Here is a 23,391-nt window from a genome sequence, read left to right on the forward strand (position 1 = left end):
GGCGAGGCTGAATGGGCCCGGCGAGTCAGGGATGGCCTGGCAGGGCGGGGGGCGCCCCGAATGGCGGAAGGCCCGGACCCCGTGGTGGGGGCCGGGCCTTCCGGTTCAGCTCAGCGCAGCGACTAGGCCTCGAAGACCTCGTTCATCAGCAGCTGCTGCTCCGCCTGGTGGCGCTTCGCGGAGCCGACGGCCGGGGACGAACCGTGCGGGCGCGAGATGCGGCGCAGGCGCTCGCCCGCCGGGACCTCGGCGCCGACGGCCAGGTCCAGGTGGTCGATCAGGTTGAGCGCGATGAACGGCCACGCGCCCTGGTTCGCCGGCTCCTCCTGGGCCCAGATGTACTTCGCCGCGTTCGGGAACTTGGCGATCTCGGCCTGGAGCTCCGCACCCGGCAGCGGGTAGAGGCGCTCGATGCGGATGATCGCGGTGTCCGTGATGCCGCGCTTCTCCCGCTCGGCCTCCAGGTCGTAGTAGACCTTGCCCGCGCAGAAGACGACCTTGCGGACCGCGTTCGGGTCCACGGTGGAGTCGCCGATGACCGGGCGGAACCCGCCGGTGGTGAACTCCTCCGCCTTCGACGCCGCCGCCTTCAGACGCAGCATCGACTTCGGGGTGAAGACGATGAGCGGCTTGTGGTGCGGGTTGTGGACCTGCCAGCGCAGCAGGTGGAAGTAGTTCGACGGGAGCGTGGGCATGGCCACCGTCATGTTGTCCTGCGCGCACATCTGGAGGAAGCGCTCGGGACGCGCGGACGAGTGGTCCGGGCCCTGGCCCTCGTAGCCGTGCGGGAGGAGCAACGTGACGCCGGACGTCTGGCCCCACTTCTGCTCCGCCGAGGAGATGAACTCGTCGACGACCGTCTGCGCGCCGTTGACGAAGTCACCGAACTGGGCCTCCCAGAGGACCAGCGCGTCCGGACGGGCCAGCGAGTAGCCGTACTCGAAGCCCATGGCCGCGTACTCGGAGAGCAGCGAGTCGTAGACGTTGTAGCGGGCCTGGTCGTCCGAGAGGTAGAGCAGCGGGGTGTAGTCCTCGCCCGTCTCCCGGTCGATGAGGACCGCGTGGCGCTGGCCGAAGGTGCCGCGGCGCGAGTCCTGGCCGGACAGCCGGACCGGGGTGCCCTCCATCAGCAGCGAACCGAAGGCCAGGGTCTCGCCCATGCCCCAGTCGATGGTGCCCTCGTCGATCATCGCGGCGCGGCGCTGGAGCTGCGGCAGCAGACGGGGGTGGACGGTGACGCCCTCGGGGATGGTGACCTGCGACTCGGCGATCCGCTTGACGACGTCCTGGGAGATCGCCGTGTTCACGGTGACCGGGAACTCCTGCGCGACCTGGACGGGCGCGACCGGGGCGACCGCGGGCTGCGTGGCGGCCTCGCGGACCTCCGCGAAGACCTTCTCCAGCTGGCCCTGGAAGTCCTGGAGCGCCTGCTCGGCCTCTTCCAGGGTGATGTCGCCGCGACCGATGAGGGACTCGGTGTACAGCTTGCGCACCGAGCGCTTCTTGTCGATCAGGTCGTACATCAGCGGCTGGGTGAAGGCCGGGTTGTCGGACTCGTTGTGGCCGCGGCGGCGGTAGCAGATGAGGTCGATGACCACGTCCTTGTTGAACGCCTGACGGAACTCGAAGGCCAGGCGTCCGATGCGGACCACGGCCTCCGGGTCGTCGCCGTTCACGTGGAAGATCGGCGCCTCGATCATGCGGGCCACGTCGGTCGCGTACATCGACGACCGCGAGGACTCCGGGGCGGCGGTGAAGCCGACCTGGTTGTTGATCACGACGTGGACGGTGCCGCCGGTGCGGTAGCCGCGCAGCTGCGACATGTTCAGCGTCTCGGCGACGACGCCCTGGCCCGCGAAGGCCGCGTCACCGTGCAGGGCGACGGGCAGGACGGTGAAGTCCGTGCCGCCCTTGTTGATGATGTCCTGCTTGGCGCGGACGACGCCCTCCAGGACCGGGTCCACCGCCTCCAGGTGCGAGGGGTTGGCGACGAGCGAGACCTTGATCTGCTCGCCGTCCAGGCCGGTGAAGGTGCCGTTGGCGCCCAGGTGGTACTTGACGTCGCCGGAGCCGTGCATCGACTTCGGGTCGAGGTTGCCCTCGAACTCGCGGAAGATCTGCGCGTACGACTTGCCCACGATGTTCGCGAGGACGTTCAGGCGGCCGCGGTGGGCCATGCCGATCGCGACCTCTTCGAGGCGGGCCTCGGCGGCCGAGTCGATGACGGCGTCGAGCAGCGGGATGACCGACTCGCCGCCCTCCAGGGAGAAGCGCTTCTGGCCGACGTACTTCGTCTGCAGGAAGGTCTCGAAGGCCTCGGCGGCGTTCAGCCGGCGCAGGATGCGCAGCTGCTCCTCGCGCTCCGGCTTGGTGTGCGGGCGCTCGATGCGGTCCTGGATCCAGCGGCGCTGCTTCGGGTCCTGGATGTGCATGAACTCGACGCCGGTGGTGCGGCAGTACGAGTCGCGCAGCACGCCGAGGATGTCGCGGAGCTTCATCATCGACTTGCCGGAGAAACCGCCGACCGCGAACTCGCGCTCCAGGTCCCACAGGGTGAGGCCGTGCTCGGTGATGTCGAGGTCGGGGTGCTTGCGCTGCTTGTACTCCAGCGGGTCGGTGTCGGCCATGACGTGGCCGCGGACCCGGTAGGAGTGGATCAGCTCGAAGACGCGGGCGGCCTTCGTGACGTCGTCGTCGTGCGAGGCGTCGATGTCCCGGAGCCAGCGGACCGGCTCGTACGGGATGCGCAGCGCCTCGAAGACGTCGTCGTAGAAGCCGCTCTCGCCGAGCAGCATGTTCGCGACGACGCGCAGGAACTCGCCGGAGGCCGCGCCCTGGATGACCCGGTGGTCGTAGGTCGAGGTCAGGGTCATGACCTTGGAGATGCCCAGCTTGTTCAGGGTGTCCTGGGAGGTGCCCTGGAACTCGGCGGGGTAGTCCATCGAGCCGACGCCCATGATGACCGACTGTCCGGGCATCAGGCGCGGCACGGAGTGGACGGTGCCGAGGCCGCCGGGGTTGGTGAGGGAGACCGTCACGCCCGTGAAGTCGTCCATCGTCAGCTTGCCGACGCGGGCGCGGCGGACGATGTCCTCGTAGGCCTGCCAGAACTCGAAGAAGTTGAGGGTCTCGGCCTTCTTGATGCCGGCGACGACGAGCTGGCGGTCGCCGTTCGGCTTCACGAGGTCGATCGCCAGGCCGAAGTTGATGTGCTCCGGCTTGACCAGGGTCGGCTTGCCGTCCTTCTCCGCGAAGGAGTAGTTCATCGACGGCATGGCCTTGATGGCCTGCACCATCGCGTAGCCGATGAGGTGGGTGAAGGAGATCTTCCCGCCCCGGGCGCGCTTCAGGTGGTTGTTGATGACGATGCGGTTGTCGAACAGCAGCTTCACCGGGACGGCGCGGACGGACGTGGCCGTCGGCACCTCCAGGGAGGCGTTCATGTTCTTGACCACCGCCGCGGCGGGGCCGCGGAGCGTCACCAGCTCGGGGCCCGCGGGGGCCTCGGTGGCGGGCGCGGCCTTCGGGGCGGCGGCAGGAGCTGAGGGAGCGGCTGAGGGGGCGGCGGCGGCCGGAGCCGGTACCGGGGAGGTGACAGTCACAGCAGGGGCACCAGAGGGGGTGGCAGGAGCAGGGGCAGGAGCTGACACGGGCGTGGGCGCGGCGGCAGAGGTCGGCGCGGCGAGCGCCGCCCCCGTGGCGGCGTCGGCGGCCTGCGGGGCTACGGCGACGGGGGCGGCCTGTGCGGAGGCGCCGTCCGTCGTCGGGGACTTCTTGGGCTCTTCCGGCTTCGCCGCGGCGGCCACGCCACCCGGCTTGTAGTCGGCGAAGAAGTCCCACCAGGCCCGGTCGACCGAATTCGGGTCCTGGAGGTACTGCTGATAGATCTCGTCGACGAGCCACTCATTCGCGCCGAAGCCTGAGGCAGGGGTCTTCCCGCTCTCTGCTGATTCGGTCGTGGTGCTCGGGTTACTGGGGGACTGTGGCGACACGGCGGCAACCGCCCTCTTCCGCTTCACAAGGTATGGACAGCGGGAATAAAGGCTACGCCTCCCCGGCGGTCGGATGCAGACCGGGCGGGACTTCCGTCGTGCAGGTCACACCGAACGGCGGGTTTCGCGGGGTGGAATGGCGGGAAACACGCGTGGTTCGGGTAGGGCTCACCGTGGTTGCGGCCCCCTGGCTTCGCACCCCTGACGGACCCCGGGCCGGTGTGGCCGAGATCATGTCCTTCCCACTCGAACCCTACGTCAACACGTCGCCTACGAGCTGCCCGGAAGTGTGACAAGGATCCGGCAACCCCGAGGGGATTCGGCCACTCCGATGTGGCCTCCGTGCAGGCCGACGGCCCAGCGGGCGATCGCCAGGCCGAGCCCGGTGCCGCCGTCACCGCCCCCGGAGCTGCCCCGGTTGAACCGCTCGAAGACCCGCGGCCGCTCCGACTCCGGAATCCCCGGGCCCTCGTCCAGCACCTCCAGCGTCAGGCTCCCCGGCCCTTCGGCGCCCCGCGCCCGGACCGTCACCCGGCCGTGCGGCGGGCTGTGCTTGACCGCGTTGTCGATCAGGTTCGCCACCACCTGGTGCAGCCGCTCCGCGTCCGCGTGGGCCACCAGCTCGGGCGGGAAGACGTCCAGGTGCAGGTGGACGTCATTGCGGGTGTGCCCGCCGGAACCGGAGGCCAGCCCCGGCCGCCCGGCCGCCGCCAGCCCCGATTCCTTCAGCACGCCCGACAGGTACGGCCACACCTCGAAGGTGCGGGTCTTCAGCGGGACCACCCCGTTGTCCACCCGGGACAGGTCCAGCAGGGTCTCCACCAGCCGGCCGAGCCGCTCCGTCTGCTTGAGCGCCGTCCGCATCGTTTCCGGGTCCGCGGCCGAGACCCCGTCCACCACGTTCTCCAGCACGGCGCGCAGGGCCGCGATGGGCGTGCGCAGCTCGTGGGAGACGTTCGCGACGAGTTCCTTGCGGTGGCGGTCCACCGCCTCCAGGTCGTCGGCCATCAGATTGATCGTCGCGGCGAGATCGCCCAGCTCGTCGCGGCGGCCCGAGCCGCGCACCCGGCGGGTGAAATCGCCGTGCGAGATCGCCTTGGCCACGGTGGTCATCTCGTCCAGCGGCGCCGTCAGGCTGTGCGCCACGAACTGGGTGATCAGCATCGAGGCGATCACCGAGAACACCGTGATGAAGCGCACCTCGGTCGCCGTGCGCATGGCCACCATCAGCAGGCCCGTGGTGATGAAGACCGAGACCACCACCAGGGTGCCCAGCTTGGTCTTGATCGAGAACGGCGAATACGGCCGCAGGCCCGGCCCCGGCAGCCGCCCGCTCACGGCTGCGCCGGGGTCTCCAGGGCGTACCCGACGCCGTGGACCGTACGGATCCGCTCGGCGCCGATCTTGCGGCGCAGGGCCTTGATGTGGCTGTCGACGGTCCGGGTCCCGGAGGCGTCCGCCCAGTCCCACACCTCCGCGAGCAGCTGCTCCCGCGAGAGCACCGCGCGCGGGGTGCCCGCCAGGCAGACCAGCAGGTCGAACTCGGTCGGCGTCAGGTGCACGTCCTCGGCCTGCACCCGGACCCTGCGCTGCGCGTGGTCGATCTCCAGGTCGCCCAGGCGCAGCGTGGAGCCCCGCGGCGCGTGGGCGGCGATCGCCGCCCGCTCCACGCGGCGCAGCAGGACGTGCGCCCGGGCGGCCAGCTCGCGCATCGAGAACGGCTTGGTCATGTAGTCGTCGGCGCCGACCCCGAGGCCGACCAGCAGGTCCGTCTCGTCGTCGCGCGCCGTGAGCATCAGGACCGGCACCGGCCGCTGTGCCTGCACCCGGCGGCAGACCTCCAGGCCGTCGAATCCGGGCAGCATCACATCGAGGACGAGCAGCTCCGGCAGCCAGCTCTCGGCGGCCGCGACGGCCGCGGGCCCGTCCGCGGCGGTCTGCACCTGGAACCCTTCGGCGCGCAGCCGGGCGGCGATGGCCTCGGCGATCGTGCGGTCGTCCTCGACGACGAGGACCCGCCGCTGCGCGCCGGGGGTGGCGGGTGACGCCGCGGCCCCGTTGTGGGTGGTGTGTGTCTGATCCATGTCCCGCCCCGGTAGTCCGACGGGGGACCCGTGAAGATCCCGCGTGATGGGGTGCAGCGTAGAGGAGGCTCCGGGTCCCGGCTATGACGGGTTCAACGCGAGGTGGACGACGTCCGGGACACCTCGGGCAACCGGCACCTCTTCCGTCCGTACCGAGCTGAATCCGGCATTCCGCATGGCTTCTTCGAACGCGGCGGACGGCTGTGCGGACCATACGGCGAGCACCCCGCCCGGGGTCAGCCGGGCCCGGCAGGCCGCCAGCCCGGCCGGGGAGTACAGACCGCGGTTGTCGTCGGTGACGGTCCAGTCGGGGCCGTTGTCGATGTCCAGGCAGAGGGCGTCGTAGGGCCCGGAGGCCGGGTCGCCCAGATGTGCGACCAGATCCGCGCGGACGATCTCGACCCGCCGGTCCGCCAGCGCGGGGCCGGAGACCGTGTCGAGGGGCCCGGAGCGGTGCCAGTCGATGACCGCCTCCTCGCGCTCGACGACGCTGATCCGCCCCCAGTGCTCCTGGGCCGCCGCGTGGGCGAGGGAGAAGCCGACGCCGAGGCCGCCGATGAGCAGGGCGGGACGCGCGCGGCCGCCGGGGACGGCTGGGTGCGCGCGGCTGCCGGGGACGGCCACGCGGGCGGCGTCGACGAGGAGCCGCTCGGAACGCCCGTCGGAGGTGTCCATGAGGAAGCAGCCGTTGGCGATGATCTCGTACGTCGCGCCGCGGCGGCGCAGCACGACCTCGCCGTACGGGCCCTGGCGGCGGTCGACGGTGACGGGCGCGGTGGTGCCGGCATCGGCGACGGTGGCGTGGGCTGACATGGGCGGATCCTCTCCGTGACCGGCCGGTCACTCGACCGCACAACGAAGCCCCGCCGGTGCGGGTTCCACCGGCGGGGCGTTGTTCGTGAGGTCCACCCTGCGGGGGCGGCGTCAGAGGCTGAGGCCGTGGCCCGCGGGGAAGACCGGGTCCACGGTGTCGTTCGGCACGTCCGGCCGGGACGCGGCCACGGCGGCCATCGAGCGCGGCAGTTCGAACGGCAGCCGCCCCTCGGCCCGCGCCCGCCCGAAGGCCACGTCCAGCAGCGCCGCGTCGGCCGCGCCGTAGTCCGCGACCAGCGCCGCCGCCCGCTCGGCGATCTCCGGGAGGACGGCCGCCCGCTCCAGGTTGACGCACACCAGGGTCGCCGCCGCGTCGAGCAGGGCGAGGATCCCGGCCAGCTCCGGCTCCGGGAACGCCAGCGAACCGGAGTGGAAGAAGGACTCGAACACGTTCTCGCGGGGTTCGTACGGCGTCCGCAGGCGCAGCACCGCCAGGTCCGCCTCCGCCGGATCGGCGACCACGTCCCCGTACGCCGCCGCCACCTCCGGGTCCATGTTCTCGACGTACAGCTTCGGCCGGCCGGAGAGCGGCAGCAGGCCGCGCCCGTTGGTCAGGACGGTCAGCGAGCGCCGCTGGGCCGCCGCGCCGAGCGCCGTGAAGTCGGCCCGGCCGACCGTTGCCTCGGCCAGGTCGGGGTCGACGTACGGGTTCTCGAACAGGCCGAGCGTGAACTTCTCCCGCAGCAGGCGCCGTACGGACGCGTCGATCCGGGACTCGTCGATCCGCCCGGACCGCACCAGCTCCACGATGACCTCGGGGCACTGTTCGCCGCCGAACTGGTCCGCGCCCGCGTCCAGCGCCCGCGCCGCCCGCTCGGCGGTGCTCAGGTGCTCCAGCCCCCAGGCGCGCGCCGGGTGGACCTCGCCGAAGATCACCGCGTCCGTGAGCAGCCCCCAGTCGGTGCACACGATCCCCTCGAAGCCGAGTTCCTCGCGCAGCAGGCCGGTGATGACGCCCTTGTTGAAGCCGAAGCCGACCTCCTCCCAGTCCGTCCCGACCGGCTGCCCGTAGTACGGCATCATCTGCGCGCACCCGGCCGCGATCGCCGCCTTGAAGGGCTCCAGGTGGTGCTCGCGCATCCCGCCCGGATAGACCTGCTCCTTGCCGTGCGCGAAGTGCGGGTCCTCGCCGTCCTTCTGCGGGCCGCCGCCGGGGAAGTGCTTGACCATCGCGGAGACCGAGTCCGCGCCGAGGTGCTCGCCCTGCAGGCCGCGTACGTACGCCCGCACCAGCTCGCCCGTCAGCTCCGCGTCCGAGCCGAAGGTCCCGGTCTGGCGGGCCCAGCGGGGCTCGGTGGCCAGGTCGATCTGCGGGTGCAGGGCGACCCGGAAACCCACGGAGAGGTACTCGCGGCGGACGGTGTCGGCGAAGGTGCGGACCAGCTCGGGATCGCCGATCGCGGCGAGGCCGAGGGCTTCGGGCCAGGCGGAGAAGGCGCCGGAGTTGAAGGAGGCGCCGATGTTGTCGGTGAAGGCGTGCCGGGGGTCGGTCGAGAGGGTGACCGGGATGCCGAGGCGGGTGGCCGCGGCCAGCTCCTGGACCGCGTTCTGCCACAGGGCCATCTCGCGGGCGCCGTAGGTGCCCAGCAGGTTGAAGTGGGTCAGCAGCCGCTCGCCGATCAGTTCGGGGGTGGCGTACGGGAGCAGCGAGCCGTCGGTCTCCGTGACGGGGGTGCCGTCGGCGTTCATCGTCAGCATGGAGTGGAAGAGCTGGCCGGCCTTCTCCTCCAGGGTCATCCGGGAGAGCAGGTCCTCGACGCGCCGCCCGATGGGCAGGGCGGCGTCCTGGTAGGGGTGCGGGGGGTGCTGGCGGCGCTGCTGGGGGCCTTGGGAGAGCGGCACGAGGGGCTCCGGGGTTCGGGTGGGGCGGATCGCGGCGGGGGCGGCGCGCCCAGCCAAGCGCAAAAACCTTGTACCTACTAGGTTTTCGGAAGTGACCTGGATCACCCGTCCGGGTGAGGGCGGGAGGGCGCGTCTAGGGTGGTGCGCATGGCACAGGAGCAGGGGCGCACGGCCCGCAGGAGCACGGCTCGCAGCACGGGCCGGGGCACCTACGCCGTGGGCGACGCCCGGCGCCGGAAGATCCTCGATACCGCCGTGGAGCACTTCGCGCGGTGGGGGTTCCACGCCTCCTCGCTGGCCCGGATCGCCCACGACTGCGGGATCACCCAGGGCGGGCTGCTGCACCACTTCCGCAGCAAGGAGGACCTGCTGCTCGGCGTGCTCGCCCAGAGCGAGCGGCACGATGTGGAACGCCTCTTCGCGGACCTCGGCGGTGAGGGGGAAGGCGAGGGCGGGGACGCGGTCGCCCGGTACTTCGCCACCGTCGTCACCCTCGCCGCCGAGAACACCCGTCGGCCCGGCATCGTCCGGATGTTCCAGACCCTCGTCGGCGAATCGGGCAACCCCGGCCACCCCGCCCACGCGTACTTCACCGAGCGCTACGCCCGGGTGCTCGGCCGGACCGTCGCGCTGCTGGAAGGGGGTGTCGCGCGCGGTGAGCTGCGGCCCGGCACCGACTGCGAGGCGGCGGGACGCGAGACCCTGGCCGTCATGGACGGCCTCCAGATCCAGTGGATCCTGGCGCCGGAGGGCGTGGACATGCCCGCCCGGCTGCACGCCTTCCTGGACCGGCTGCTGCGCGGGATCTCGGCCTCGGGCGCTGGGCTTGCGCCGTACGCCGCCACCTCGCCCTAGCTTTTGTCGAAGGACGGCAGCGCGTCCAGGACCTTCATCAGGGTCGGCGGGACCGAACCGTCCGTCGCGACCACCTCGTGCCCGTCGTGCACGAAGGCGTAGGTGAACCCGTCGAACACCTTCCCCTGGTCCGTGGCCACCGGGGGCAGGTGGGCGAAATCGGCCTGGCGAAGGGCGCCGCGCAGCTCGTCGAGGTAGGCGGCGGTCAGCTTGCCCGTCCCCACCGGACGCGCGGAACCGTCCAGCAGGGTCCACGACCCGTCGTCCCGGATGTCCAGGGTGCTCTGCCGCCCCGCGTAGCCGCCGCTGCGGGTGACGAGGAGCAGCTGCTGCCGGGCGGGGGCGGGGGCCGTGGGGGCGGTGGTGGCGGACGCGGTCGCGGACGCGGACGCGGAGGGCGTGGTGGTCGCGGGCGGCGCGGTGGGGGCGGTGCCGGTACGCGTGGCGCCGGCGGATCCGGGTTCGGGTCCGGCCGGTCCGCCGGGCGCGCAGCCGCCGAGGGCGAGGGTCAGCGCGCATGCGGCCGCCACGGCCGCGGTCGCCGTCGTTCGGTACGTTCGCACACCCCACCTCCGCGCGGAATCGGGTCGACCCCGAGTATGGAGGTCCCGCGCCCGAACCGATACCGCTCGTCACCCGCCGTCCCCCGGAGGCCCGTCATCAGCCGCACTACCGCCTGGTCACGGCGCTGGCTGCCTCCGCTGCTCGCACTCGCCCTCGGCCTGTGGGGTCTGCCGCGCGGCGGCTCGATGTGGCGTGACGAGTCGGTGACGTACCAGGTGGCCCACCGCACGTCCGGGCAGCTCCTCGGCCTGCTCGGGCAGGTCGATGCCGTCCACGGCCTGTACTACCTGCTGACGCACGGCGTCTTCGCAGTGTGGGACGGCGGGCTGTGGGCGCTGCGGCTGCCCTCCGTCGCCGCCACCGCCCTGGCCGCCGCCGGGGTGGCGGCCCTCGCCCACCGGCTGGGGGCGGGGGAGCGGGCGGCCCTGCTCGCCGGGGCGGCGTACGCGGTGGCGCCCCCGGTGCAGATGTACGCCCAGGAGGGGCGCTCGTACGCGCTGGTCGCGGCCGCCGTGATCTGGGCGACGTACCTGCTGGTGCGCGAGCGCTGGGCGGCCTACGCGGTGGTGCTCGCGCTCGGCTGCTGGCTGCACGAATTCGCCGTACTGGTCCTGCTCGCGCACGGCTTCGTGGCGTGGCGCTCGCGCGGCTGGCGGTGGAGCGTCGCGGCCGTGGGGGCGGTGCTGGCGCCGCTCGTGCTGCTGAGCGCGGGGCAGGCACAGCAGCAGCTCGGCTGGCTCGGCCGGCCGAAGTGGACGGACTGGGCGGCGTACGCCGTGATCGCGGGCGCGGCGCTGCTGCTGGCGCGCGGGATCCCGGACCGGGACCGGGCGCTGGTCCGGCTCGCGCTGCCGCTGACGCTCGCGCCGCCCGGAGTGCTGCTGGCCGTCTCCCTCGTCCACCCGCTGTACGTCGACCGGTACGTGCTCTACTCCCTCGCCGGACTCGCCCTGCTCGCCGGGGCGCGGCTGGCGGCGGGCGGCCGGGCCGCGTGGGTGGTGGCGGTGGCGCTGCTGGTGCCGCTCGGGATCTGGGCCGGGTGGCTGCGTACGCCCGAGAGCCGCAAGGACGACGTCCTCGCCGTCGCGGCGGCCGTACGGGCCGAGGCGCGGCCGGGGGACGCGGTGCTGTTCATGCCCGCGCGGCGGCGGGAATGGCTGCTGTCCTCGCCCCGGGTGTACGGGGGCCTGCGCGATGTGGCCCTCGCCGAGTCGCCGGCGGGCTCGGACACGCTGTGGGGGGCGGAGCTCCCCGCGGCGGAGCTGCGGGCCCGGCTGCTGGCCGCGCCGCGGGTCCTGGCGGTCCTGGATCCGGCGGACGAGCCGGTGGACCCGTATCCGCGGGAGGCGGTGAAGCGGCAGGCGCTGGTCACGGACTTCGAGCTGTGCCGGATCACTCCCGTGCAGGGGGCCCGGCTGGCCCTCTTCGCCCGGCCGGGCACCTGCCCCTAGCTTCCCGGCGGGGCGGCCCCTCCCGGCCCAGGTGCTCCGGCCCCCGAGCCGGGCCCCGGCCCGCCCTTTGCCTCCGGCGGGCCCTCAAACGCCGGGCGGGCTGAATTTGGCTGGTGTCGGCTGTCGCGTGTCGGGTCGCGGTTGTGGGGCTGCGCCCGCCCTTTGCCTCCGGCGGGCCCTCAAACGCCGGGCGGGCTGAACTTGGCTGGCGTCAGCCGTCGGGGCGCGGTGGTTTGGCTGGCGTCAGCCGTCGGGCTGATTCAGCCTGCCCGGCGTTTGAGGGCCCGCCGGAGGCACCAGCGAGCCGCGCCCTTCAGCCTGCCCGGGCCCACCCGGGTTCGGTGGTGGGGGGTGCGGCAGGATGGGGGGAACGGTGATCTCAGGAGGTCGGCAGTGACGGTTTCGGTTCCGGTTTCTGTGCTCTTCGAGCGGCCGCTCGTCGGGGTGGACGGGCTCGCGGCGTGCCTCGGGGCGGACGGGGTGGTCGTGCTCGACGCCTCCGTGGGGGCGCACCGGGGGGCGGGGCGGCGGATTCCCGGGGCGCGGGCCTTCGACCTCGACGGGGTGTTCAGCGACCACTCCGCGCCCGCTCCGCACACCATGCCCGGCGCCGCGGCCTTCACCGAGGCCGTGCGCGCGCTCGGGATCGACGACACCAGCGCCGTGGTCGTCTATGACGGCGCCGGGATCTACTCCAGCGCCCGGGCCTGGTGGATGCTGCGCGCCATGGGCTTCGACCGGGCCGCCGTGCTCGACGGCGGACTGCCCGCCTGGGAGGCGGCCGGGCTGCCCGTCGAGCAGGTGCCCGCCGCGTACGACGGCCCGCCCGGCACCTTCACCGCCCGCCCCCGCCCCGGCCTGATCGTGGACAGCGCCGCCGTCACCGCGGCCCTCGCCGACCCGGACCGTACGGCGGTCCTCGACGCCCGCACCCGCGGACGCTTCGCGGGCACCGCCCCCGAACCCCGCCCCGGCCTGCGCGGCGGCCACATGCCCGGCGCGCTGAACCTGCCCTTCGGCGACCTCCAGCGGGAGGGCGCGATGCTTCCCGAGGCCGACCTGCGCGCCGCCTTCCGCGCGGTGGCGGATGACCGGGAGCGGCTGTACGCCAGCTGCGGTTCGGGCGTCACCGCGTGCGTGCTCGCGCTGGGCGCCGTACTGGCCGGATATCCGGACCCGGCCGTCTACGACGGCTCGTGGAGCGAGTGGGGCATGCCGGGCGCGGAGGGCGAGCTGCCGGTGGTCACCGGGTCCTGAACTCCCGCCCTGGCGCCGGGGGTGGTGCTAGCCCCACCCCCCGGACGGGTAGCAGCGCCATCGACCGGCGGCGGCCCGTCTCGCGAGACTGGGCGCATGACTTCACGCCGCTCCCTCGCCCTGCCCGTCACGGCCCTCGCCGCGCTCGCCGCCGGGCTGCTCGTCTCCGGTTGCTCCACCGACCTCCTCGGCGGGGAACAGAAGACGACGAAGACGGCGGCCGCCGACGCCACGGTCACCGAGGCCGTCACCTCGGTCGAGATCAAGAACGCCCGCAGGGGCTCCATCGAGGTGGTTCCCGGCAACGGCCCCGGAGCCGTGGTGCACCGCACCGTCCACTACCGCGGTGACACCGTCCCCCGGCCCGGCCAGCGGGTCTCCGGCGGCGCCCTCACCTTCACCGACGACTGCGGCGACGGCGACTCCTGCTACGTCGACTACCGGCTGGAGGTCCCGGCCGCGGCCAAGGTCAAGCTGGGCAGCAGCAGCGGCGCCATCACGGTGACGGGGGTCGCGGAGGCCGAGCTGGCCGCCAGTTCCGGCGACGTACGGGCCGAGCGGATCGCCGGGGCGCTGCGCGTCTCGACCTCCTCGGGCGAGATCACGGGCACCGCGCTCGGCGGACCGAGCGCCGAGGTGCACTCCAGCTCGGGCGACGCCCGCCTCGACTTCACGAGCGCGCCCGCCTCGGTGAAGGCCGAGGCCAGCTCCGGCAACGTCACCCTGCGCGTCCCGGGCGGCCCGTACCGGGTCGGGGTGACCACCAGCTCCGGCAGCCGCGAGGTCACGGTCCCGACGGACGCCGCGGCCGCCTCGCGCCTGAGCGTGGAGACCAGCTCGGGCGACGTGAAGATCACCGCCCCCTGATCCCTTACGGCTACGACAGCCAGACGAGCAGCGCGTCGCCGTCCGCCGCCGCGGCCCGGAAGAACGGCAGCAGCGCTTCGTAGTGGGCGACGACGCCCTCCAGCGACGCCCCCCGCTCCCAGGCGTCCACCGGATAGACATCGGCCCGGGCGAGGTCCGCGGGGCCCGCCCCGGCCACCAGCCGCTCGCCGCCCGTCGCCGCCATGGCCGCCGCGGCCGTCCGCACCTGCCCGGGCGTGAGGCAGCGGGGCGGACCGTAGCTCCAGACCTCCCCGCCACCGGACCAGGGCAGCGCCTCCTCGCCGTGCGCGATGTCGACGGGGAACCCGATGCGCCGGGTCAGGAACCCGAGGGCGTCCCAGGCGGTCCCGGTGCTGTACGACCGGTCCGGCCGGTCCGGCCGGTCCGTGCCCACCCCGGCGGTCCCCTCGACGGCCCCCTCCACGCAGGCCAGGACCCAGTCCGGATCGTGCCGGGCGCGCGCCAGCTCGTCGGCGGTCAGCCGGATGTAGCTCCCGAGGATGCTCATGCGCGCAGGGTAGGACCCACCACTGACATCGGCCCCGGCGATGCTCCGTTCGCCCCGGGCGAACGCCGGTTGGGGAACATTGGGCGGCGCACAAGCATTGAGTCGGCATAGCTCAACTTCGCTGCCGGAGGGAAAATCATGGCTTCGACGTCCGTAACGCTCACCCTGCCTGTGCTGCCGCTTGACGACGAGGTCGTGCTGCCGGGGATGGTCGTTCCGCTGGATCTGTCCGACTCGGAGGTGCGGGGTGCCGTGGAGGCCGCGCAGGCCGCCGCCGGTACCGGGAAGCCACGGGTGCTGCTCGTGCCGCGGGTCGACGGGAAATACGCCGCAACCGGCGTGCTGGGCACCGTCGAGCAGGTCGGGCGGCTGTCCGACGGGGATCCCGGGGCCCTGATCCGGGGCCGGGGGCGGGTCCGGATCGGGGCCGGGACCACCGGGCCCGGGGCCGCGCTCTGGGTGGAGGGCGAGACGGTGGACGAGCAGGTGCCGGAGCCGCTGCCCGGCGCCGTCGCCGAGCTGGTCAAGGAGTACAAGGCGCTCGCCACCAGCTGGCTCAAGAAGCGCGGCGCCTGGCAGGTCGTGGACCGCGTCCAGCAGATCGAGGGCGTCTCGGCCCTCGCCGACAACTCCGGCTACTCGCCCTTCCTGACCCTGGAGCAGAAGCTCCAGCTGCTGGAGACCGCCGACGCCGTCGCCCGCCTGCGGCTCGCCGTGAAGATGCTCAGCGACCACCTCGCCGAGCAGGACGTGGCCGAGTCCATCGCCAAGGACGTACAGGACGGCGTTGACAAGCAGCAGCGCGAATTCCTGCTGCGGCGCCAGCTGGACGCCGTGCGCAAGGAACTGCGCGAGCTGAACGGCGAGAAGGAGGGCGAGGAGTCCGACGACTACCGCGTCCGCGTCGAAGAGGCCGACCTGCCCGAGAAGGTCCGCGAGGCCGCCCTCAAGGAGGTCGAGAAGCTGGAGCGGGCGAGCGACCAGTCGCCGGAGGGCGCCTGGATCCGCACCTGGCTGGACACCGTGCTGGAACTGCCCTGGAACGAGCGGACCGAGGACGAGTACGACATCCAGGGCGCCCGCGCGATCCTCGACGCCGAGCACGCCGGGCTGAGCGACGTGAAGGACCGCATCACCGAGTACCTGGCCGTGCGCAAGCGCCGCTCCGAGCGCGGGATGGGCGTCATCGGCGGCCGTCGCGGCGGGGCCGTGCTGGCCCTCGTCGGGCCGCCCGGAGTCGGCAAGACCTCGCTCGGCGAGTCCGTGGCGCACGCCATGGGGCGCAAGTTCGTCCGGGTCGCGCTGGGCGGCGTACGGGACGAGGCCGAGGTCCGCGGACACCGGCGGACGTACGTCGGCGCGCTGCCCGGCCGGATCGTCCGGGCCATCAAGGAGGCCGGGTCGATGAACCCGGTGGTGCTCCTCGACGAGATCGACAAGGTGGGCTCCGACTACCGGGGCGACCCGGCGGCCGCGCTGCTGGAGGTCCTGGACCCGGCGCAGAACCACACCTTCCGGGACCACTACCTGGAGGTCGAACTGGACCTCAGCGACGTGGTCTTCCTCGCCACCGCCAATGTGCTGGAGGCCATCCCGGAGGCGCTGGCCGACCGGATGGAGCTGGTCCGGCTCGACGGCTACACCGAGGACGAGAAGGTCGTCATCGCCCGGGACCACCTGCTGCCCCGGCAGCTGGAGCGGGCCGGCCTGGCGCCCGAGGAGGTCACCCTCGGCGAGGACGCGCTGCGCAAGCTGGCGGGCGAGTACACCCGCGAGGCGGGCGTGCGCACCCTGGAGCGGTCCATCGCGCGGCTGCTGCGGAAGGTGGCCTCGCAGCACGAACTGGGTCAGCGGGAACTGCCGTTCCTGATCGGCGCCGATGACCTGCGGAGCCTGATCGGGCGCCCGCACCACGTGCCCGAGGCGGGCCAGGACCCGGCCGAGCGGCGCACCGCCGTCCCCGGCGTGGCCACCGGCCTCGCCGTGACCGGCGCGGGCGGCGACGTGCTCTTCGTGGAGGCCTCGCTGGCCGACCCCGAGACCGGGGCCGCCGGTCTCACCCTGACCGGCCAGCTCGGTGACGTGATGAAGGAGTCGGCGCAGATCGCGCTCAGCTTCCTGCGCTCGCACGGCGCGGAGCTGGAGCTTCCGGTCGCCGACCTCAAGGACCGGGGCGTGCACATCCACTTCCCGGCGGGCGCGGTCCCCAAGGACGGCCCGAGCGCGGGCATCACGATGACCACGGCGCTGGCCTCGCTGCTCTCCGGCCGCCAGGTGCGCACGGACGTCGCGATGACCGGTGAGGTGTCGCTGACCGGGCGGGTGCTGCCGATCGGCGGGGTCAAGCAGAAGCTGCTGGCCGCGCACCGGGCCGGGATCACCACGGTGATCATCCCGAAGCGGAACGAGGCGGACCTGGACGACGTACCGGCCGAGGTGCTGGAGCGGCTGGAAGTGCACCCGGTGACGGACGTCCGCCAGGTGCTGGAGCTGGCCCTGTCGGCCGCCGCCGAACCGGTCGCCGTGGCCGCCTGATCCCGGCCGGGGCATTCCAGCCTCGCCGGCGTTTGAGGCGCGGGTCCGGGCGGAGCCCGGTGCCCGGCGGAGCCGGGATCCTGGGGCTCCGCCCCAGACCCCGCGCCTCAAACGCCGGCGAGGCTAGGGGGGCGAGGCTAGGGGGGCGAGGCTGGAGGGGGGGGCGAAGCTGTGGGGCGGCGGGGCCCCGGGCCCGCGCCTCAAACGCCGGCGAGGCTGAGGGGGCGAGGCTGTGGGGCGGCGGGCGCCGGGCCCGCGCCTCAAACGCCGGCGAGGCTGGAGGGGGGGCGGGGCTGAGGGGCGAGGCTGGGCGCGGCTGCTCGATACTGGTCTTCCACACCATCGATGGGAGCGGTACGTGCACGGGAGTGAAGACCAGGAGTTCCTCGCCCTGGAGCGGGAGCTGTCCGTCTTCCTCCGGAGGGCCCGCGCCTCCTCCGGCGAGATGGCCCGCGAACTGCACCCCGAGCTGGAACCGGCGGCGTACGGCCTGCTCGTACGGCTCGAAGCGGCCGGCCGCCAGCGGGCCACCGACCTCGCCGCCTACTTCGGCGTCGGCAAGGCGACCATGAGCCGCCAGCTGCGCGCCCTGGAGACCCTCGGCCTGGTGGCCCGCGAACCGGACCCGGCGGACGGCCGCGCCTTCCTGGTCGGCCTCACCGAGGAGGGCCGGGCGCGCTACCTGCGGGTGCGCAACGCCCGCCGCGAGCAGTACATGCGCAAGCTCGCGGACTGGGACCGCGGCGAGGTCGCGGAGCTGGCCCGGCTGCTCAACCAGCTGAACCAGAGCGCCGAATAGCCGACCGGCCCACCGGCCCACCGGGCCCCCGGGGGCTCATAGCTCCGCGTACGCCGCCGAGGCGTCGTCGTGCCGCTTCGAGCGGACCCGGGCGTCGCCCTCGGCGGTGGCGGACTCCAGGACGCGGACCCGGTCGATCAGCGCCTCGGCGCCCTCCTTGCGGAGCACGGCCAGGCAGTCGGCCCAGTCGCCCGCCCCGAAGGTGTCCGTCCAGCGGCTCGCGCCGTCCGTGAGCGCGGCCAGCGCCGTCACCCGGGCGCGCGGGGTCCGCCCGGTGACCGCGCGGACGGCCACCGCCGGATCGGCGGCCGCCGTGTAGAAGGCGCCCGCCGCGTCCGCGTTGCGCAGCGCGTCGGTCGCCGCCACCGAGCGCAGCACCTCCGCGGGCACCCGGTCGAGCCGGTCGTCCAGGACCGCCGTCACCGCGCCGTCCGGCGCGCCCAGCAGGAGCACGGAGTCGGACAGCACGAGGTGCTCGACGTACTCCGCGTCCCAGCGGGCCATGACCACCGTCGCCTGCGGAGTGCGCACGTGAGAAAGGTCACACGTGTCGCGGTGCGCGTCGGCGGTGGAGCGGATCGCCTCCGCGAGGATCCGGTCGAGGGTCATGTCCCGGCGCGATCCGGACAGTTCGGTCAGCCGCCCGCCGAGCCGGGCCACGAACCACGGCACGCCGTGCCCGCAGCCGGTCCCGCCGCGCGGCGGGGTGACCCCGTCGAGGGCGACCAGTACGCCACCGCCGCCCGATGCGGGTATCGAGGCCGACAGCCAGTCCTCGTTGGGGCGTTCCGGGTTGCCGGGGGCTGAGGAAAGGTCGATGCGCATGCGGACAGTCTGCCCGGGATGTCCGGTCCGCCGGGGGACGGGCGGCGCGCGGGCGGGTGAACGGGCGCGGTCGCGGCGGGTCCGCGGCGGTGGGGCGCGGGGCGCCGCGGAGGGTGGTGGTTCCCGGCCGAATGGCCCGAATGCGGCGGAATTGAAGGGTCCGGGCCGCTGTGGGCGGGCATCCTGTCAAGCACCCATGGATCTTTCAACCGCCTGTCCATGCCCCGGCCCTGACGAGGGGCCGCCCGAGTTGTTCGTCAACTCCTCCGTGTTGTTCACTCGTTCAAGTGGCCGGGTGAGTGATGTGCGGCTCTCTCCCAAACACACTGCGAAGGTCTGAAGCGGTACGAGGGGGCAGGGGGCGTTTACTTGTTGACCGGCCGGTACCTCGGCCACACGAGTAGACGAGCACGAGCACACGTACAGGATTGCGAGCACCGGTGCAGAAGAAGCCGTCTCGGAAGAACGGCACCGCCGCCACCCCTGCCGACGGCCACGCCGCGGCAGGCCGTGCGGGACGCACCGTACGGGTGCGCCGCAGGCTGGTCATGGGCGTTGCCGTCACCGGGCTCACCGTCCTCGCGGCCGGTGCCCCCGCGGTGGTCACCGCCGCCTCCGAGCTGAAGGACTCCCAGCAGCTGGTCACGCTCGCCGACCGGACGCAGCAGACCCTCACCCTCACGCACCTGCTCGCCGACGAGCGCGACGCCGTCACCGAGTACATCGCCGCGGGCCGCCCCGCCACGGGCCCCGTGGGGAAGACCGCCGTCGACGACCGCGCCGCGGGCACCGACCGGCAGGTCGGCGAACTGCGCGCCGAGGCCGACGAACCGCTCGCCCGGACCCTGGGCCGGATCCAGGCCGTACGGTCCGAGGCCGTCGGCGGCAAGGGCGGCGCCCTCGCCGCCCAACAGGCCTACTCCGCCCTCCTCGCGGAACTGACCGCTCCGGGCGCCGAACTCGCCGACCTGACCCCGCCGCGCGCCACCGGCGCCCTCGCCATCACGCGCCCGCTGGCCCCCCTCGGCCAGGCCGTGGAACAGGCCTCGGCCACCCGCGGGCTGCTGATCGCCGCGCTGGCCGTCCCCCGCGGCGAGCAGCCCCAGGGCGCCGCCGCCTTCGACGAACTCGCCAGCGCCGCCCAGCGCTCGCGGGTCCGCGAACTCGCCGCGCTCGACGACTTCGCGCGCGCCGCGCGGCCCGACGTCCGCCAGACCCTCGCCGCGACCGTCACCGGCCCCGAGGTGAAGAACGCCGAGGACTACCTCAAGCGGCTCACCGACCGGCCCACCCTCACCACCGCCGACCGCAAGCTCGACGGCGAGACCGTCGGGGCCGCGCTGTCCGCCCGCATAGACCGGATGCGGTCCGCCGAATCCACCCTCGCGGTGCAGCGCGCCAGCGCGCTGGCCGTGCTCCGCGACGACGACGTGACGGCCCTCGAACGGACGATCGCGATCCTCGGCGCGCTGTTCCTCTTCGCCGTGATCTTCGCGACCGCCGTCGCACGCTCCCTCACCCGGCCGCTGTCCGTCCTGCGCCGCGGCGCCGCCCGGCTGGCGACCCCCGAGGGCTCGGTGGAACCGGTCCGCTTCACCGGACGCAACGACGAATTCGCCGAGGTGGTCCGCCACCTCAACGCGGTGCGCGAACAGACCGTCTCCCTGCACACCCGGATCGCGGGCCTCGACGCCGACCGCCGCCGCCTCATCGGCCGCAACGAGGCGCTGACCAACGGCCGCAGCGCCCTGGAGGACGAACTCGCACAGCTGCGGGCCGGGCTGGAGGAGCACCGGCGCATCATGTCGACCACCTCCGTCTCGCTCTCGCTGCGCACGCTCGGCCTGGTCGAGCGGCAGCTCGCCGTCATCGAGGAGCTGGAGTCCAAGGAACAGGACCCCGACCAGCTCGCCACCCTCTTCAAGCTGGACCACCTGGCGACGGTGATGCGCCGCCACAACGAGAACCTGCTGGTCCTGGCGGGCCAGGAACACGGTCCGGGGCACGCGACGCCGGTCCCGCTGGTGGACGTCATGCGGGCCGCGGTCAGCGAGATCGAGCGCTACGAGCGGGTCGACCTCGCGGCGCTCCCGGGCTCCACCCAGGTCGCGGGGCACGCCGCCGACGACATCTCGCACGTGCTGGCCGAACTGCTGGAGAACGCGACGACCTTCTCGCCGCCGGAGGCCAAGGTCAAGGTCTCCGGGTGGCTGCTCGACTCCGGTGACGCGGTGCTGTCCGTCATCGACGAGGGCATCGGGGTCAGCGGGGACCGGCTCGCCGCGCTCAACTCCCGGCTGTCCGCGCCGGAGGCCTACGACGAGGAGCCCGAGGCGGAGCACGGGCTGGGCCTGGGGCTGTACGTCGCGGGACGGCTGGCCGCGCGCCACGGGGTCACGGCCGAACTGCGCGCCTCCCGGGGCGGCGGTACGGAGGCCCTCGTGGTCGTCCCGGTCACGCTGCTGCCGGTGGCCGGGCCGGGCTCCCCGGTCCAGCACCTGGCGGCCCCCGAGGGCGTCTCCTTCCTGGACCTCCCCGGTGTGGTGGCCGAGGCCAACGGCAACGTCCTGTCGGCCCGTACGCGCGGCGAAGCGGCGCCGGAGCCGGAGTCCGCTGACGCGGATGCGGATGCGGACGCGGACGGCGGCCAGGAGTGGATCCCGGTCGTCCCGCTGAGCGAGAAGTCCCAGGAACCGGCCCCCGAGGCCGTACCGGCGGACCAGGTGGTCACGGTCCCCGCGTCCGCACCGGACGAGGGGCCGACGCCCGCCGGGGTTCCCGAGTCCGAGCGGACCCTGGAAGTCCGCCTGCCGGTGCTGCCGACGCCCCCGCAGGCGGAGGCGGAGGCCGAGGAACAGGCCCAGGAGCCCACCGAGGAGCTGCTGGCCCGCGTGGTGCCCGCCGCCGACCCGGCGGACCGGCTCCCGTCCCCGGACCAGGTCTTCACCGTCCCCGCCGCGGAGCCGGAGCGGCGGCTGCCCAAGCGGGTCCCGGCCGCCGCCGACCCGGAGCAGCGGGACGGCCAGCTGCCCGTCCGCAAGGGCCCCGGCGGCCCCGCGGGCCAGGGGAGCGCACGTACGGAACACGCGCACGCGCAGGCTCCCGACGGGCCCGGCGACTGGGTGCCGCGGCAGGGGAGCCATCCCCAGCCCGAGCAGGAGGCCGTCACCGGCAAGGGCCTCCCGAAGCGCACCCCGCGCGCCGTCCCCGCCCCCGGCCGGGCCACCGCCCCGGCCCCCGCGGCGGAGGCGGGCGCCGAGCCCAGGCGGGTGGACGCCGAAGAACTCCGCCGCCGGCTCGGCGGTTTCGCCCAGGGGGCCAGGGACGGGCGACGCGTCGTGGAGGCCGAACTCGCCGACGCCGAGGGCCAGACCGATCCGGGGGACACCGCACAGGAGGCACGCACATGACCGCGCCCAGTACGTACGGACTGAGCACCCAGGCCCGCAATCTGCAGTGGCTGCTGACCGACCTGGTCGAGGAGGTGCCCGGCATCGTCTCGGTCGCCGTCGTCTCCTCCGACGGCCTGCTGCTGCTCAACTCCGAACCGGGCCCGGCCGCCGGTGACGGCGACGGGGAAGGCGACGGCCGCCCCGCGCCCCAGGCCCGGCTCAAGGGACCACGGGGAGCCTCCGCGGACCTCGCGACGATCGTGTCCGGGCTCGGCAGCCTCACGCTCGGCGCCGCCCAGCTCATGGACGGCGGGGGCGTCAAGCAGACCATGGTGACGATGGAGCACGGCTCCGTCTTCGTCACCGCGATCAGCGACGGCTCCCTGCTCGGTGTGCACGCCACGCCGGACTGCGACATGAGCGTCGTCGCCTACCACATGGCGCTCTTCGTCGGCCGCGCCGGCCACGTCCTGACCCCCGAAGTCCGCAGCGAGCTGCGCCAGTCGATGGAGAACACCCCGTGAGGAGTCCGGCCTCCGACCGGCTGCCGATACGCGGCGCCGACCGGCGCCCCGCCCGCGTCCGCCCGTATTCGCTCACGGGCGGACGTACCCGCTTCGCGCACGTCCTGCCCGTCGAGTGCTTCGTCGCCACCCTCGATCCCGGCGTCAAGGCGCCCGCGGGGCGGCCCGACCGGATGCCCGAGATGCGGGCCATCGTCGAGCTGTGCCGCCGCATGCGCACGGTCGCCGAGATCGCCGCGCTGCTGAAGCTGCCGCTGGGCGTGGTCCGCGTGCTCGTCAGCGATCTCGCCGACCAGGGAAGGATCCGCGTGTACGGGACCGGGCACGGCACCGGCCGCCCCGAACGCGCGCTGCTCGAAAGGGTGCTCAGTGGGCTCCGCCGTCTTTGACCCGACCGCTCCCGCGGACCTCGCGGACGACCCCGTCCAACCCTGGCAGTACGACCGTTCCCGCGCGCCCGTCGCCGTCAAGGTGCTGGTCGCGGGCGGTTTCGGCGTGGGCAAGACCACCTTCGTCGGCTCGGTTTCGGAGATCACTCCGCTGCGTACCGAGGCGGTGATGACCCAGGCGAGCGCCCCGACGGACGACCTGACGGGCACCCCGGACAAGAGCACGACCACGGTCGCGATGGACTTCGGCCGGGTCACGCTGGACGACGACCTGGTCCTGTACGTGTACGGGACGCCCGGCCAGAAACGTTTCTGGTTCATGTGGGACGACCTCGTGCGCGGCGCGATCGGCGGCATCGTGCTCGCCGACACCCGCCGGCTGCGCGACTGCTTCCCGGCGCTCGACTACTTCGAGAGCTGCGGGCTGCCGTACGCCGTCGCCGTCAACCACTTCGAGGGTTCCGAGTCCTTCGAGCCCGAGGACGTGCGGGAGGCGCTGACCATCCCCGACGGCGTCCCCGTCGTGATCATGGACGCGCGGGACCGGAGCACGGTCGTCGAGTCCCTGCTGACGCTGGTGGGCCACGCCCTGGACGCCACCCCCGAATAGGGC

18 protein-coding genes are annotated in these 23,391 nt (G+C 73.6%); 10 read left to right on the forward strand and 8 right to left on the reverse strand.

Annotated features, from left to right (window positions below; genetic code table 11):
* Positions 1-122 precede the first annotated feature (122 nt).
* From OHS33_RS24665 to OHS33_RS24685, 5 genes are all read right to left on the reverse strand, one after another.
* Positions 123-3,992 (reverse strand): multifunctional oxoglutarate decarboxylase/oxoglutarate dehydrogenase thiamine pyrophosphate-binding subunit/dihydrolipoyllysine-residue succinyltransferase subunit, encoded by a 3,870-nt coding sequence (locus tag OHS33_RS24665; RefSeq protein WP_330332585.1) that lies wholly within the window; start codon positions 3,990-3,992, stop codon positions 123-125.
* 270 nt (positions 3,993-4,262) lie between these two features.
* On the reverse strand, positions 4,263-5,330 hold the full coding sequence (locus OHS33_RS24670; protein ID WP_330332586.1) for a HAMP domain-containing sensor histidine kinase: 1,068 nt from the start codon (positions 5,328-5,330) through the stop codon (positions 4,263-4,265).
* Positions 5,327-6,076, reverse strand: a complete 750-nt coding sequence (locus OHS33_RS24675; protein ID WP_330332587.1) for a response regulator transcription factor — start codon at positions 6,074-6,076, stop codon at positions 5,327-5,329. Before OHS33_RS24675 ends, OHS33_RS24670 begins: the two co-directional genes overlap by 4 nt.
* Before the next feature lie 81 nt (positions 6,077-6,157).
* Positions 6,158-6,889, reverse strand: coding sequence for a spermidine synthase (locus tag OHS33_RS24680; protein ID WP_330332588.1), 732 nt, complete (start codon positions 6,887-6,889; stop codon positions 6,158-6,160).
* Between the two features lie 111 nt (positions 6,890-7,000).
* Positions 7,001-8,725, reverse strand: coding sequence for a glycoside hydrolase family 3 protein (locus OHS33_RS24685; protein WP_443065465.1), 1,725 nt, complete (start codon positions 8,723-8,725; stop codon positions 7,001-7,003).
* A 213-nt stretch (positions 8,726-8,938) separates the two neighbouring features.
* Between OHS33_RS24685 and OHS33_RS24690 the strand changes: the two genes are divergently transcribed.
* Positions 8,939-9,646: a TetR/AcrR family transcriptional regulator gene (locus tag OHS33_RS24690; protein WP_330332590.1), complete on the forward strand. Its 708-nt coding sequence runs from the start codon at positions 8,939-8,941 to the stop codon at positions 9,644-9,646.
* On the opposite strand, the gene OHS33_RS24695 is transcribed toward OHS33_RS24690, so the two are convergent.
* Positions 9,643-10,209 (reverse strand): hypothetical protein, encoded by a 567-nt coding sequence (locus tag OHS33_RS24695; RefSeq protein WP_330332591.1) that lies wholly within the window; start codon positions 10,207-10,209, stop codon positions 9,643-9,645. The two genes, OHS33_RS24690 and OHS33_RS24695, sit on opposite strands and share 4 nt — an antisense overlap.
* Before the next feature lie 36 nt (positions 10,210-10,245).
* On the opposite strand from OHS33_RS24695, the gene OHS33_RS24700 reads away from it, so the two are divergent.
* The 3 genes from OHS33_RS24700 to OHS33_RS24710 all read left to right on the forward strand — a co-directional run bounded on the left by OHS33_RS24700 (position 10,246) and on the right by OHS33_RS24710 (position 13,785).
* On the forward strand, positions 10,246-11,661 hold the full coding sequence (locus OHS33_RS24700) for a glycosyltransferase family 39 protein (RefSeq protein WP_330332592.1): 1,416 nt from the start codon (positions 10,246-10,248) through the stop codon (positions 11,659-11,661).
* Positions 11,662-12,054: 393 nt separating this feature from the next.
* The gene (locus OHS33_RS24705) at positions 12,055-12,918 is read left to right on the forward strand and encodes a sulfurtransferase (RefSeq protein ID WP_330332593.1); all 864 of its coding nucleotides are present in this window, start codon (positions 12,055-12,057) and stop codon (positions 12,916-12,918) included.
* A 96-nt stretch (positions 12,919-13,014) separates the two neighbouring features.
* Positions 13,015-13,785 (forward strand): DUF4097 family beta strand repeat-containing protein, encoded by a 771-nt coding sequence (locus OHS33_RS24710; protein ID WP_330332594.1) that lies wholly within the window; start codon positions 13,015-13,017, stop codon positions 13,783-13,785.
* A 10-nt stretch (positions 13,786-13,795) separates the two neighbouring features.
* Here OHS33_RS24710 and OHS33_RS24715 read toward each other — a convergent pair whose 3' ends face one another.
* Entirely contained in the window at positions 13,796-14,314 is a 519-nt protein-coding gene (locus tag OHS33_RS24715) for a DUF1877 family protein (RefSeq protein ID WP_330332595.1), read from the reverse strand.
* 138 nt (positions 14,315-14,452) lie between these two features.
* On the opposite strand from OHS33_RS24715, the gene lon reads away from it, so the two are divergent.
* Together lon and OHS33_RS24725 are read left to right on the forward strand one after the other, a co-directional pair.
* The gene (lon, locus tag OHS33_RS24720; RefSeq protein WP_330332596.1) at positions 14,453-16,849 is read left to right on the forward strand and encodes an endopeptidase La; all 2,397 of its coding nucleotides are present in this window, start codon (positions 14,453-14,455) and stop codon (positions 16,847-16,849) included.
* A 358-nt stretch (positions 16,850-17,207) separates the two neighbouring features.
* Complete coding sequence (locus OHS33_RS24725; protein WP_330332597.1) at positions 17,208-17,648, forward strand: MarR family winged helix-turn-helix transcriptional regulator; 441 nt, start codon at positions 17,208-17,210, stop codon at positions 17,646-17,648.
* 36 nt (positions 17,649-17,684) lie between these two features.
* Here the strand turns inward: OHS33_RS24725 and OHS33_RS24730 are convergent, their stop codons facing one another.
* Positions 17,685-18,473 carry a hypothetical protein gene (locus OHS33_RS24730; protein ID WP_330332598.1) on the reverse strand — a complete coding sequence of 263 codons (789 nt, stop codon included), beginning with the start codon at positions 18,471-18,473 and terminating at the stop codon, positions 17,685-17,687.
* Positions 18,474-18,913: 440 nt separating this feature from the next.
* Here OHS33_RS24730 and OHS33_RS24735 point away from each other — a divergent pair, with 440 nt between their 5' ends.
* The 4 genes from OHS33_RS24735 to OHS33_RS24750 are packed head-to-tail and all read left to right on the forward strand — an operon-like array spanning position 18,914 to position 23,388.
* On the forward strand, positions 18,914-21,883 hold the full coding sequence (locus tag OHS33_RS24735; RefSeq protein ID WP_330332599.1) for a sensor histidine kinase: 2,970 nt from the start codon (positions 18,914-18,916) through the stop codon (positions 21,881-21,883).
* Positions 21,880-22,389: a roadblock/LC7 domain-containing protein gene (locus OHS33_RS24740; protein ID WP_330332600.1), complete on the forward strand. Its 510-nt coding sequence runs from the start codon at positions 21,880-21,882 to the stop codon at positions 22,387-22,389. The genes OHS33_RS24735 and OHS33_RS24740 overlap by 4 nt, the downstream gene beginning before the upstream one ends.
* Positions 22,386-22,778 carry a DUF742 domain-containing protein gene (locus tag OHS33_RS24745; RefSeq protein WP_330332601.1) on the forward strand — a complete coding sequence of 131 codons (393 nt, stop codon included), beginning with the start codon at positions 22,386-22,388 and terminating at the stop codon, positions 22,776-22,778. The genes OHS33_RS24740 and OHS33_RS24745 overlap by 4 nt, the downstream gene beginning before the upstream one ends.
* Positions 22,759-23,388, forward strand: a complete 630-nt coding sequence (locus tag OHS33_RS24750) for a GTP-binding protein (protein WP_330332602.1) — start codon at positions 22,759-22,761, stop codon at positions 23,386-23,388. The genes OHS33_RS24745 and OHS33_RS24750 overlap by 20 nt, the downstream gene beginning before the upstream one ends.
* Positions 23,389-23,391: the final 3 nt, after the last annotated feature.

It is taken from the genome of Streptomyces sp. NBC_00536 (assembly GCF_036346295.1).
In the GTDB taxonomy this organism is placed as follows: Bacteria; Actinomycetota; Actinomycetes; order Streptomycetales; family Streptomycetaceae; genus Streptomyces.